Source organism: Helicobacter canis, assembly GCF_900451095.1.
In the GTDB taxonomy this organism is placed as follows: domain Bacteria; phylum Campylobacterota; class Campylobacteria; order Campylobacterales; family Helicobacteraceae; genus Helicobacter_B; species Helicobacter_B zhangjianzhongii.
The window spans coordinates 2,058,494-2,072,972 of record NZ_UGHV01000001.1 but is presented as its reverse complement, the minus strand read 5'-3'; the positions used below and the strand labels follow the sequence as shown (position 1 = coordinate 2,072,972).

The following is a 14,479-nucleotide window of genomic DNA, read 5'->3' as shown; positions in this document are numbered from 1 at the left end:
GGCGGCGTGCCTAATACATGCAAGTCGAACGATGAAGCTTCTAGCTTGCTAGAAGTGGATTAGTGGCGCACGGGTGAGTAATGCATAGGTTATGTGCCCTTTAGTCTGGGATAGCCACTGGAAACGGTGATTAATACTGGATACTCCCTACGGGGGAAAGTAGCACTCAATAAAGAATTCTCTTGTAATCTAACTAGAATCCACTTTTGCCATAGAGGTCTGTAATGGATTGAAATCTATGAGAAAGTGTAAATTCTAAGATTTTGAGAGTATTTTTGTAGTTTTCAAGCACAATGCGAAGGAGTTGCCTTAAGCGGTAATGACTGAAGCATTGTTTGTAGAATCCGCAAAAATACTCCAAAAGCTGAATTTAAGATGAATTTTTTATTGAGTGCTCTCGCTAAAGGATCAGCCTATGTCCTATCAGCTTGTTGGTGAGGTAATGGCTCACCAAGGCTATGACGGGTATCCGGCCTGAGAGGGTGATCGGACACACTGGAACTGAGACACGGTCCAGACTCCTACGGGAGCAGCAGTAGGGAATATTGCTCAATGGGGGAAACCCTGAAGCAGCAACGCCGCGTGGAGGATGAAGGTTTTAGGATTGTAAACTCCTTTTGTAAGAGAAGATTATGACGGTATCTTACGAATAAGCACCGGCTAACTCCGTGCCAGCAGCCGCGGTAATACGGAGGGTGCAAGCGTTACTCGGAATCACTGGGCGTAAAGAGCGCGTAGGCGGGAAAGTAAGTCAGATGTGAAATCCTGTAGCTTAACTACAGAACTGCATTTGAAACTACTTTTCTAGAGTATGGGAGAGGTAGGTGGAATTCTTGGTGTAGGGGTAAAATCCGTAGAGATCAAGAGGAATACTCATTGCGAAGGCGACCTGCTGGAACATTACTGACGCTGATGCGCGAAAGCGTGGGGAGCAAACAGGATTAGATACCCTGGTAGTCCACGCCCTAAACGATGAATGCTAGTTGTTGCCCTGCTTGTCAGGGCAGTAATGCAGCTAACGCATTAAGCATTCCGCCTGGGGAGTACGGTCGCAAGATTAAAACTCAAAGGAATAGACGGGGACCCGCACAAGCGGTGGAGCATGTGGTTTAATTCGAAGATACGCGAAGAACCTTACCTAGGCTTGACATTGATAGAATCCGCTAGAGATAGTGGAGTGTCTAGCTTGCTAGACCTTGAAAACAGGTGCTGCACGGCTGTCGTCAGCTCGTGTCGTGAGATGTTGGGTTAAGTCCCGCAACGAGCGCAACCCTCGTCCTTAGTTGCTAGCAGTTCGGCTGAGCACTCTAAGGAGACTGCCTTCGTAAGGAGGAGGAAGGTGAGGACGACGTCAAGTCATCATGGCCCTTACGCCTAGGGCTACACACGTGCTACAATGGGGCATACAATGAGACGCAATACCGCGAGGTGGAGCAAATCTCTAAAATGTCTCTCAGTTCGGATTGTAGTCTGCAACTCGACTACATAAAGCTGGAATCGCTAGTAATCGTGAATCAGCAATGTCACGGTGAATACGTTCCCGGGTCTTGTACTCACCGCCCGTCACACCATGGGAGTTGTATTCGCCTTAAGTCGGGATACTAAATTGGTTACCGCCCACGGCGGATGCAGCGACTGGGTGAAGTCGTAACAAGGTAACCGTAGGTGAACCTGCGGTTGGATCACCTCCTTTCTAGAGATATGATAGGTAGATTTGTTTCTATCCTATCCACGCTTTTGCAGTAGTATGTAAAGATCTTGCTTAGTTGTCAGAGATTATGCCACTAAGGTTTATGGGCTTATAGCTCAGGTGGTTAGAGCGCACCCCTGATAAGGGTGAGTCAGAGGTTCAAGTCCTCTTAAGCCCACCATTGTGGGGAATTAGCTCAGCTGGGAGAGCGCCTGCTTTGCACGCAGGAGGTCAGCGGTTCGATCCCGCTATTCTCCACCACCAAGATAGACTAACTTTGCATTTTTAGTATAAAGTTTAATAAGAGTTCTAGCTTAGGATTCTTATTAGACTTTTGTCTAAATGTTATTTAACAATTCATTGTCAATAGCCTAGATAGTAAATACTACGATACATTCGTCTTAGAGAATGATGGCAACATACATTCAATAAGGCAGTGTCTTTAGAATACATATGCACTACCAAAAGCTGAAACTAAGAGCAAAGGCTTAGTTTCTATACATAAGCTTTTAAGGGCAAATGGTGGATGCCTTGGAAGAGAGAGGCGATGAAGGACGCGCTAGACTGCGATAAGCTACGGGAGCTGTCAAGAGGCTTTGATCCGTAGATTTCCGAATGGGGCAACCCAATGCGTAGCGATGCGCATTACCTATATGGAGCGAACCTAGCGAAGTGAAACATCTCAGTAGCTAGAGGAAAAGAAATCAACAGAGATTCTCCTAGTAGCGGCGAGCGAACGGGGAACAGGGCAAACCAGTAGCTTGCTACTGGGGTTTAGGACTGCAATATCCACTACAACAATCTAGCAGAAGTATTTGGAAAAATACATCATAGAGGTGATAGTCCCGTATGCGAAAGGTTGTTGTTAGGTAGCAGGATCCAGAGTAGGTCAGGACACGAGAAATCCGGACTGAAGATGGGGAGACCACTCTCCAACCCTAAATACTACTCTCTTACCGATAGCGAACAAGTACCGTGAGGGAAAGGTGAAAAGAACCGCAGTGAGCGGAGTGAAATAGAACCTGAAACCATTTGCCTACAATCATTCAGAGCCCTATTGTGGGTCTCATTAAGGAATTAAAGGGAATACCAAGAAATTCTAGCATTGTGAGCAAGATTTGTGGGTTGTGCAGAAAAAATCGCGGAGACTAGACTTAAGGTCTGTCGCACAAGATTTTTTCAAACTCCCGCAAATCTTGCCACAAGGCGAATTTAGCCTAATTTCTTAGTGAGGCTCACAAGGGTGATGGACTGCCTTTTGCATAATGATCCTGCGAGTTGTGGTATCTGGCAAGGTTAAGCAAACGCGTAGCCGTAGCGAAAGCGAGTCTGAAAGGGCGATTTAGTCAGATGCTGCAGACCCGAAGCCAAGTGATCTATCCATGGCCAAGTTGAAGTAAGTGTAACAACTTATGGAGGACTGAACTCGTACCCATTGAAACGGGTTGGGATGAGCTGTGGATAGGGGTGAAAGGCCAAACAAACTTGGTGATAGCTGGTTCTCTTCGAAATATATTTAGGTATAGCCTCAAGTAATAGCAATAGGGGGTAGAGCTCTGATTGGGCTAGGGCTGCTCACCGCGGTACCAACCCCTGTCAAACTTCGAATACCTATTGCCGTATCTTGGGAGTCAGGCGGTGGGTGATAAAATCAATCGTCTAAAGGGGAACAACCCAGACTACCAACTAAGGTCCCAAAGTTCTATTCTAAGTGGAAAATGATGTGGAGTTACTCAGACAACCAGGAGGTTGGCTTAGAAGCAGCCATCCTTTAAAGAAAGCGTAACAGCTCACTGGTCTAGTGATTCTGCGCAGAAAATATAACGGGGCTAAGATAGACACCGAAGTTGTAGATTGCACTTTGTGCAGTGGTAGAAGAGCGTTCGTATCAGCGTTGAAGGTATACCGGTAAGGAGTGCTGGAGCGATGCGAAGTGAGCATGCAGGAATGAGTAGCGATAAAAGTGGTGAGAATCCACTTCGCCGAAAGTCTAAGGTTTCCTACGCGATGCTCGTCATCGTAGGGTTAGTCGGGTCCTAAGACAAGTCAGAAATGGGTAGTCGATGGAAAATAGGTTAATATTCCTATACCAATATAAGTGTGCGATGGAAGGACGCATAGGGTTAGGTGAGCCAACGGATGGAAGTGTTGGTCGAAGAGCGTAGATTGGGGGATAGGCAAATCCGCCCCTGTATTCGAAACTTGACAGGCTCTTTGAAGTCTTCGGATGGAAGAGAGAATCACTGATACCGTCGTGCCAAGAAAAGTTTCTAAGTTTAGCTTATATTGCCCGTACCGCAAACCGACACAGGTAGATGAGATGAGTATTCTAAGGCGCGTGAAAGAACTCTGGTTAAGGAACTCTGCAAACTAGCACCGTAAGTTCGCGATAAGGTGTGCCTACGCAAGTAGGTCTCAGCAAAGAGTCCCTCCCGACTGTTTACCAAAAACACAGCACTTTGCAAACTCGTAAGAGGAAGTATAAGGTGTGACGCCTGCCCGGTGCTCGAAGGTTAAGAGGATTCGTTAGCAGTAATGCGAAGCGTTGAATTGAAGCCCGAGTAAACGGCGGCCGTAACTATAACGGTCCTAAGGTAGCGAAATTCCTTGTCGGTTAAATACCGACCTGCATGAATGGCGTAACGAGATGGGAGCTGTCTCAACCAGGGATTCAGTGAAATTGTAGTGGAGGTGAAAATTCCTCCTACCCGCGGCAAGACGGAAAGACCCCGTGGACCTTTACTACAGCTTGGCACTGCCGATGGGAGCATTATGCGCAGGATAGGTGGGAGGCTTTGAAGTCTTCACTCTGGTGGAGATGGAGCCATCCTTGAGATACCACCCTTAATGTTTCTGTCTGCTAACTGGCTAGAGTTATCCTCTAGCAGGACAATGCCTGGTGGGTAGTTTGACTGGGGCGGTCGCCTCCTAAAAAGTAACGGAGGCTTGCAAAGGTTGGCTCATTGCGGTTGGAAATCGCAAGTAGAGTGTAATGGCATAAGCCAGCCTGACTGTAAGACAAACAAGTCGAGCAGAGACGAAAGTCGGTCATAGTGATCCGGTGATTCTGTGTGGAAGGGTCATCGCTCAAAGGATAAAAGGTACCCCGGGGATAACAGGCTGATCTCCCCCAAGAGCTCACATCGACGGGGAGGTTTGGCACCTCGATGTCGGCTCATCGCATCCTGGGGCTGGAGCAGGTCCCAAGGGTATGGCTGTTCGCCATTTAAAGCGGTACGCGAGCTGGGTTCAGAACGTCGTGAGACAGTTCGGTCCCTATCTGCCGTGGGCGTAGGAAAGTTGAGGAGAGCTGTCCCTAGTACGAGAGGACCGGGATGGACACGCCACTGGTGTAAGAGTTGTTCTGCCAAGAGCATCGCTCTGTAGCTACGCGTGGATGTGATAACCGCTGAAAGCATCTAAGCGGGAAGCCAACTCCAAGATGAACTTTCCCTGAAGGTCGCAGCAAGACTAGCTGCTTGATAGGGTAGATGTGTAAGCATAGTAATATGTTCAGCTGACTACTACTAATAGACCGTTTGGCTTATGTTTATATGATTCTAAGAGACACTGCCTTATTGAGTGTATGGGTATTTATTATAGGCTATTGACTTTGACTCCCTTAGGAAAATGGAAATAAGGACAATCGCAAGTGTAATATACACGCCGATTTAGTGATGAGGCAAATGCTAGGCGATGTGCAAAAAGTGGATTCTAGTCTAGAATCCACTAGAGCCATTAGGACTTAGTATTGCTAAGAGTCTCCGCCCTAGAATCCACTTTTAAAAGTGGATTCTAGCAAGATGTCCAAAGTGTCTAAAGTGGATTCTACTCCCTAGTGATATTGTCTTTATTTCCCTTTTCCTTGTGTTTATAGAGAGAAGGCAACACCCAGCTCCATTCCGAACCTGGCAGTTAAGCTTCTCTTCGCCGATGATACTGCATCTTTCAGGTGTGGGAATGTAGGTCGATGCAGGGATAAGGGAGATTCTTCTTTTGACTTCTTGTGTTTTACTTATTGTTTTTACTTAGTGTTAGATAGCTCTTATTACTCATTATATTTTTAGTTTGTTGGTGCATTTCTATAAATGTTTTTGCTAGATTAAGAATATATATATATATATATATATATATACTATTAGAATTTCATATTACAAAGGAGCTTGGCTATGTGCTGTGAAGAAGAGATAGGAGAAATGCTAGATTCTATCAATATTATCCAAATGGTGAGTTTTGAATGGGAAAGGATTGATGCTATATCAGCAAAGGTAGCACACAAGGCAGGGAAAAGTTTGTATAAATGGAATGTAGCTCAAGGCTTATCTCGTTTTGATAATGAAAATAAAATATTTGGATCTTTTGATGAAAAAGATGCGAGTGAAATTTTAGAGTGGTTTCAAAGTAATGATGCAAAAAATAGTATTGTAATCTTAGAAGATTTTTATCCATTGCTTGATGATAATCCAAAAAATATTAGAATCTTTAGAAATATCGCAAGGGGACCAAAGGATAGGACAATTATCTTATCGCAACCATTTCAAAGAATCCCACAAGAGCTAGGAAAAGATGTGCATACTATCACGCTAGATTTATCAAATAAGGCTGATTTAGAAGTAATCTTTCGCCAATGCGTTGAAGATGCTAAATATGGATCGCAAAAACTAGATGAAAACCTAAAAGATAGACTTATAGAATCTGCCTTAGGACTTACCATTATGGAGGCTAGAAAAGTCTTTACAATGGCTATCAAGCGGACAAATGGAAAACTTGGAGAAGATGAGATTGGGCTAATTGTTAGCGAAAAAGAGCATATTATAAAAAATAGCGGATTTTTAGAATATTATCATCATAAAGAGGGGCTTAGTGATGTTGGTGGTTTGGATAATCTTAAAAATTGGCTTACAAAAAGAGGCAAGGCATTTTATAAAGAAGCAAAGGAGTATGGGCTAGAGATTCCAAAAGGAGTATTACTTTTAGGGATTCCTGGGACTGGTAAGAGTTTAAGTGCTAAGGCGATAGGAAGTGAGTGGAAATTCCCCATTATAAAGCTTGATATGGGCAGAATCTTTGGTGGTATTGTGGGTGAGAGTGAGAGCAATATCCGCAAGGCATTGCAGATTACAGAAGCGATTGCGCCTTCAATTTTGTGGATTGATGAGATTGAAAAGGGCTTTTCTGGCTTATCTAGCTCTGGTTCTACTGATGGTGGCACGACTTCAAGGGTGCTTGGCACTTTTCTATCATGGATGCAAGATAAGAGCAAGCCTGTATTTGTCGTAGCAACTGCAAATGATATTAGCAAACTCCCACCTGAACTTTTGCGTAAAGGTAGGATTGATGAGATTTTCTTTGTAGATTTGCCGAGCTTTAATGCGAGAAAAGAGATTATAAAAATACATTTACAACGATTAAAAAGAAATCCAAGTGATTTCAACCTAGATGATTTATCAAAAGCTTGTATGGGCTTTTCTGGTGCAGAGATTGAGGAGTGTATCAAGGACGCGCTTTTTAATGCCTTTGATGATGGCGTGGAGATAGGGGATAGCCACATTCTAGATTCTGCTAAAAAGACCTATCCACTATCAAAGACTATGAGTGAGAGTATTGCCTCTATGCGTAAATGGGCTAAGGCTAGGGCTGTTTATGCCTCTAGTGAAGAGTTTGATGGTGAGCTGAAAAATGATAAAGATGTCCCACAATTAAAGCAAGAGATAACCGCTAATCCATTTATGTAAGACTATTTTAATGCTTAAAGGGGTTGTATGCAGCATTATTATCGTGCCTTTTCACAAAATGCAGATGAGGCAAAGAGAAAAAGAGAATGTATAGAAAAAGAGATATTGCCATTTAGCCAATATATAAAGACTGCCATTACTACACTAGAAAAGAAAGAAGTAAAGGCTAGATGGGAAAGAGTCGAAACAGAGTTTAATGCGAGTTTAGAGATAAATGGGTATTTTTATGAATATAAGCCTTTAAGCCAAATACGCTTAAAAGATGAGATTTACACTCGTTTAGATTCTATGCTATTTTTAGAGAATCTCCCACAACATAGAGATTATGATGAAAAGCTGTTTATTGCTTTAGACAATGATGAAAAAGTAATAATACACCTAAAAGCTGGCGATATAGCACAAGGCAAATGGGCGTTGTATGCGCTTTGCAATCTTGCAGGTGAGAGTGGGGCTGGAATGCAAGATAGCGAGAGGCTAGATTCTAGCGATAGAGGGTTTATTTGCTTGGATTCTTTAGGGCTAAATGATAGGGATAGGCAAAAGCTAGCAAGCAATACGATTAAAAAAATATCGTGGAGTGGTGATGATATACAAGCTAAAAAGCTTGCAGTGTGGCTTGGTAGCGGAGAGGTGGATTTAGATTCTAAACAAGTAGAGATTAAAAGCTTAGAAAAGAATGTGATTTTCCTAAATAGTGATATAGGTAAGGCAGCCACAATACAAAAAGATGGCTATCTAATACCTGCCCTGCTAGAAATGGACTATATTAAAGAAAATCATAAAGTCATACAAGATAATGAAAATCACAAAATCATATATTGTAAAGATGAGATAAAAAACTCACTCTGCAAACTCATAAAAAAACCAATAAACTATTGCGATTTTCAAGCCCTGCGTGATGAAAAAGGAAATAAGATTCATATAGAAAAGCAAGATTCTAAACAAGTATTCATAAAAGATATAAAAAAGCTAGATGATAAAGCAAGATTGTATGATAAGAATGGAATATCCTATACTCTAAGGATTGAAGATAAAGGGTTTATACTAAAGACAAAACCAAACACCAATACACTCAAACGTCAAGAAAATGCTATACAAAACCTTATAAAAACGCCACTATCCCAAAGCCATACACTTTTAAAGCTTTTTGCTTCAAGGAAACAAGATAAAATAAAATGGTTAGCACAAGATTCTAAAACAACAAATATTACAGAATGGGAAGTGCTAACAGATGAGAATAGAAAGGGTGCTGACATTCAGCGAAATTTCATACAACAAGCACTCAATACAAAAGACTTTGCCCTGCTGGAGGGACCTCCGGGCAGTGGCAAAACTACGACTATTTTAGAGCTTATCGCGCAAATTATCAAACAAAATAAAAGAGTGCTGCTGTGTGGCTCAACACATATCGCAATAGACAATGTGCTAGAGAGATTAAAAGAGAAAAAGCTTATAGAAAGGCTCAATATATTCCCCATAAGAGTAGGAAGGGAAGGGGCTTTGAGTGAAGAGGTAAAGGAATTTAAACTAGGTGATTTTGGTAGAAATTATGAAAATTCACTGCTTGAAAAATATAGCGTTTATGATGATTTAAAAAAAGATTCTAACGATAAAAACAATCAAGGCAAAATTGGCTTAAAATTCTTTATGCAGTGTGCTAATCTCGTATGTGGCACAACAATTGGGATTTTGAAATATCCAGGGATGGATAGTAAAAAACGCAATAAAAAGACTATAAAACCTATAATGCCTGACTTTGATTATTTAATCATTGATGAGTCTTCAAAAACGACTTTTCAAGAGTTTCTAGTCCCAGCAATGTATGCGAAAAAGTGGATTATAGTCGGTGATACAAGGCAGCTTAGTCCATTTGTAGATAGAGATGAGCTGGAGAATAATATTAGCAATCTTGCTTTGGGATACAATAAAAGTAACAAAAGCTTTGACTCTTTAGAATCTAGCTATCAACAAGCTTGCTTCTTGCTGTATTTATTAGCAAAAATCTATAAAGAAAATGGCTATAACATAAAAATTGCTATGGGAGTATCAAGTGAGATTCTAGAGATTATACAGCAAGAAATTACAATAAGAAGAGAGGAAAAAAGAGATACTTTTGGTGTGCTAAATCCTAAATTAGAAGTTGGCTATATTAAAGACTTGCAAATTTCTTCATATTTTGACAATCTCAGCAAGCACTGGATTTTTTATGATGAAAATCTAGCAGAAAAAGATTCGCTACACAGTCCATTAAAAAGCCTTATCCCAAGCGATTTTATAGATTTTAGCAATCTTTCTTTGTTGTATCAATATCAATACAGACATAAAAATACGAAGTTAATGTTTGATAGTAGAGATAAAGCTAAAGTTAAAGATTTAGAATCTTTTCTTAAAGCGATTAAGGAGTATAGACAAGAGAGAAGCTTTGCTAGTGAGATTGCTTGGCGGCTTAGTAGGGAGTTTGAACTAAGGACCTTTTCAGATTCTAATAAGGCTAAAAATAAAAATCAATCATATACAAAAACAATTGATGAGTTACTCCCAAAAAGTCATAAAGATAGAAACCTTATCCGCAAGAAAATCTCAAGTATTGCAAATATTGCCCTGCCTTCAATCTTAGAATCTTTGATTAAAGGTGTGAGCGATAGGCGAAGCGTGAGAGAGGATTCTGCTATCCGCAGTGGCTTTACAAAAGATGAGCTAGAAAAAAGGCATAGCATACTAAGCACACAGGGCAGAATGCACACAGATATTTCACGCTTTCCACGAGAGCAGTTCTATAAAGAAGCGAATGCTTTGCAGGATTTACCAGAATTAGAGCGAGAATGGAGCTACACAAGATATAAAAAGCGAAGTGTATGGATAAATGTAGATGGCAAGAGTTATAGAGGTAAAAATGAAAAAGAAGCAGAGATTCTTATAAAAGAACTTAAAGCCTTTATAGATTTTGCGAGTAAAAATCCACATCCCTTAAATGAAACTTGGAGTATAGCTGTGCTAAGTTTTTATAAAGGGCAGACAAAAATCTTAGAATCTAAGCTGCAAGACTACACAGGATTAAAGCATAAGAGCACAGACTTTACTAAAGAGTGGAATGGCACAAAGATACAAATGAAGCTTTGCAGTGTAGATAAGTTTCAAGGGCAAGAAGCTGATATTGTGTTTCTCTCAATGGTAAATACAGATAAAATTGGCTTTTTAGATAATCCAAACCGCTTAAATGTCGGTATCACAAGAGCAAAATTTCAGCTTGTGATATTAGGAAAATATAAATATTTTAGTCAATGCAGAGATGATATGCTAAAGCAGTTTGCATTGCACCACAAAGATACACTACACAAAGGGAACAAATGAAAATAGAATTAAATCATACAATAATGCTACAAAGTGGCTATGCATTTTTAGAAATTGAAGTGCTGCATAATGCAAGCGATATGGCAGCGTTTTTAGAATCTTTACAGAAAAATGAAGTGTATTTTGAAGAGCCACTACAAACAAGAGCAAAAAGAGAAATGCAAAATCTTGGCTTTTTAGATTCTAATAATAGCCTTACAAAAAAAGGCAAAAAGCTTATAGAAACTAAACAAAGATATATAAAAGAATGCGGTAAATACAAAATAGATTTTAGTCTTGATGATGACATTTTTGATAACAGAATCTTTAAGGCAAAAAGGGCTGAAATAGATGAAAGTGAGCAAGAATTAGAAACAATAGATTTTGGTAAAAAGTCATATCTACTACTTGATGATAAAAACAAAAGACTAGATAAAATCATCACAACAACCGCCAAAATACAAAAAAATGGCACTACACAATCTCATATAACCTATCAAAGATTCTATGAGATTGACAGCAAAGGTAATGTGATACAAGACAAAGAAGAGCTAAATGGGATTGCCATTGAAGCAGATGAAAACTTTTTAGACACGCAAAGCTTTATACAAAAATACGAACAAGCATTAGGATCTAACTGGGATAGAGAGAAATCAGCATATAAAGTCGATAAAAATGAATTAAACGAATTTTTGGAGGAACAAGTTATAAAAGATATACGCACATTAACAGCAAATTGCGAGGTAGAAGAAGACTTCACAATTCATAATCTAGCATTATCCCCAAAGGAAGAGAGCGATGCAAAATATATCTTAACTCTTTGCTTATTAAAAGATTTAAGCGAGTCCTATCTCACACAAGATGATTTAGATTCTAAGCTAGAATCTTACATTAACCATAAAGGCTTAAATGAGTTTTTACAAACTGCAAATAAAAAAGAATATATAAAGGACCTAGAATCTTCACTCAAACAAGAAAAGGATAAAACAGCCTTTTGGCATTATTATGCAATAAATGATTTATTACCAAAAAGAGATTTATTGCCAAACATAATAAAGACAATTACGCTTAATAATAATGAAGAGTTAAGCTATGCTGATTTTATAGATAAAATCGCACAAAATAGAGAGATACAAGCATTTATTTATATTGATAGATATTTTATTAATGAATATCAATATAAAAAGGCAGAGCTAATAACACAGGGCTTTAACACACAGCAATATCTAATAATCACAGATGAAAGAAATATAGAATTTCTAACCGCAAGACAATTAAACGCACGACCTTTTGATCCTATTCCACACGATAGATATATGATTCTAAAGGTTAATAATGAAATAGAGATTTGGAATATAACGCAAAGTGATTTTTTACGCTTTGAAGAGATAAAAACACAAGATATAACGCTAGATACAAAAGGGAGGGCAGAGGGTTGTGTTATTAGCAATATAGGTAATTTTTCTATATTTGATAACAAATTAAAAGAGATTATACAAGACTTTATGGGAGAACAATAATGATAAACATCGTGTCTAAAAAAATCACAAAAGATTATGGGAATAGTGTTATAGAAAATGTATGGGTAGATTCTAATAGTTATCATATTGAACGCAATGAAACATCTCAAAGTTTAGAAGTTGCAAACACCCAAGAGACAACGCAGTTTCTAAAAACTACGCGGGCAATAAAGGATTCTATGCTAGAGGCTTTGCAAATCGCACAAGATTCTATAATATGCCTTTACACGCCATTTTTAGACCCTGAGATTCTAAGGCTTGTGTCAAAAATTGCAGACAACAATAGAATCTATATCTATACAAAAAATCAAAACACACTACAAGAGATTTCACACCATAGCCTTGTGCGTGTAGGAGAAAACCTTGCAGGAAGCTTTGTGTTAATACAAAAAGACAAAAACATTCAAGGCTTTTTTAGCACAAAAGATTTTGATATAGAATCTAATCAGCTTTTTTTAGAGCTAGATTCTAATCAGTGCAATGATTTTTGGCATTACTTCATCACTTGCTTTTGGAAAGGCGCAAAAAAAGAATATATCGCAGGGCAGGAAAAAGAAATAAAAGAAATAAATCAAAAAGACTTTATATCCCCTTTTCAAAATGGCTTTGATATAGAGTTTATAACAGATTCTATATCACAAAGAAAAAGCAATGCTCTCATACAACTACAAGAAAATTCACCACTTATAGATTTATTGCAAGATTTTAAAGCGTGTAATTTTCTCTTACAAGACTCTAAAATTTTGAGTGATGAAATTTTAGAAAACAGCACCACAAGCAACTTTGTCATTACAAATATCGGCTTTGATAGCATAGATACAGATATTTTTCTAAGTGATAACAATGCATTGTTGTATCGCTTAAGCCTTAATGACACGCAAAATGCAATGTTTAAAAGGCTAAGAGAATCCATTGTCATCACAAAGACTTTTAAACACGAAGTAGCACTAAATGAACTCATAGATAAAACGCTGCATTATTTAGATGGCACAACTGCAAAGGTAGAACAAAGCATAACCCACACAGATTCTATACAATGTGAGAAATTTTTGGATAAAGATGAGCTTGAGAGACAAGACCTAGACTACACACAAATATGGCAGGATAAATATCCACATATTTGTAGGGTTTCATATAGCTTTGATGTTATTCCCTTTTACACACCAGCACATTTTACAAAAGCAAATTTATACAATGAATGGGATAATACACATAAAGCCTTGCATAATGCGATAAATGAAGCATTAAGGGATATAGAAAAAACACAAGAAAAGCAAAAAGAGCTTGAAGGCTTTGGGGCATTGTTAGAGGGTGTCAAGAAATCGTTTAAGCAATTTTTCTTAGGCAAAAATACAAATCTAAAAGACATAGCCACAAAGCTAAATGAGATAAAAGATAAAGCTACTCTTGAAACTCTTAATATAGATTCTACACAAAGCTATATAAAAGACTTGCAAGAGTATGCAAACACCATTAGTGAAAATAGTGGCGAGATAGACTTAAAGCTTGATGAGGCACAAGAACATAATAAATGGCAGACAAGAAAAAACGAGCTAGAAGAAGAGATAAAGAAATTGCAACAAGATTGCGAAGCGAAGCGAAAAGAGCTAATCAAAAAAGAAAAAGAATATAAGGATAAAGAAGCAAATCTAGATTCTATGCAAGAAGACATACAGAATCTGCACAAGGAGTGCGATAATCTACAAAGCCAGCTAAACACGCCACAAGATTCTAAAGATAAAAATACAGATATAGAATCTAAACTAAGTCAAACCACGCAAACCCTAAATTCTAGAAACAACGCCTATGATACAGAAAAGAAAAACAAAGAAGCTCTAGACAAGCATATAAAAACAGAAAAAGAAAAACTGCAAAAAGATGAAGATAAACTTAAGAGTTTAAATAATGACTTAGAGACTAAATACGAAAAGTTTCACTACAATAAAAAAGATTCTAAAGAATCTGAATCATCTTTGAACTACATGTATGACAAGAAAAGCACAGCAAAGCGTGAAATAAACATACCTATACCAAAAGAAGATTGCCCAAACACAGGTGTATTAAAGGAGGATAAAAATGATAAAAATGAGCGGCTTTTAGAGATTAGCCTTTGGAGTGAAGTAGAGATGGCAAAACAAGAGGCACAAAGGCTTAAAGCAAAACTCAGCATAAGACAACAAGACTCATCACAACAGAAAGGATAA

4 protein-coding genes, 2 tRNA genes and 3 rRNA genes are annotated in these 14,479 nt (G+C 38.8%); all 9 read left to right on the top strand.

Annotation, left to right across the window (positions count from 1 at the left end):
* A 16S ribosomal RNA gene (locus tag DX060_RS09735) occupies positions 1 to 1,693 on the top strand; the annotation flags it as partial.
* A gap of 102 nt (positions 1,694 to 1,795) precedes the next feature.
* Positions 1,796 to 1,871, top strand: a tRNA-Ile gene (locus DX060_RS09730).
* Positions 1,872 to 1,875: 4 nt separating this feature from the next.
* A tRNA-Ala gene (locus DX060_RS09725) sits at positions 1,876 to 1,951 on the top strand.
* Positions 1,952 to 2,189: 238 nt separating this feature from the next.
* A 23S ribosomal RNA gene (locus DX060_RS09720) occupies positions 2,190 to 5,242 on the top strand.
* Positions 5,243 to 5,553: 311 nt separating this feature from the next.
* Positions 5,554 to 5,669 (top strand): 5S ribosomal RNA (rrf, locus tag DX060_RS09715).
* Positions 5,670 to 5,859: 190 nt separating this feature from the next.
* Positions 5,860 to 7,425 (top strand): AAA family ATPase, encoded by a 1,566-nt coding sequence (locus DX060_RS09710; protein WP_115012244.1) that lies wholly within the window; start codon positions 5,860 to 5,862, stop codon positions 7,423 to 7,425.
* A gap of 27 nt (positions 7,426 to 7,452) precedes the next feature.
* Positions 7,453 to 10,776 carry an AAA domain-containing protein gene (locus tag DX060_RS09705; protein ID WP_115012243.1) on the top strand — a complete coding sequence of 1,108 codons (3,324 nt, stop codon included), beginning with the start codon at positions 7,453 to 7,455 and terminating at the stop codon, positions 10,774 to 10,776.
* Complete coding sequence (locus tag DX060_RS09700; RefSeq protein WP_115012242.1) at positions 10,773 to 12,275, top strand: hypothetical protein; 1,503 nt, start codon at positions 10,773 to 10,775, stop codon at positions 12,273 to 12,275. The genes DX060_RS09705 and DX060_RS09700 overlap by 4 nt, the downstream gene beginning before the upstream one ends.
* The gene (locus tag DX060_RS09695; RefSeq protein ID WP_115012241.1) at positions 12,275 to 14,479 is read left to right on the top strand and encodes a hypothetical protein; all 2,205 of its coding nucleotides are present in this window, start codon (positions 12,275 to 12,277) and stop codon (positions 14,477 to 14,479) included. The genes DX060_RS09700 and DX060_RS09695 overlap by 1 nt, the downstream gene beginning before the upstream one ends.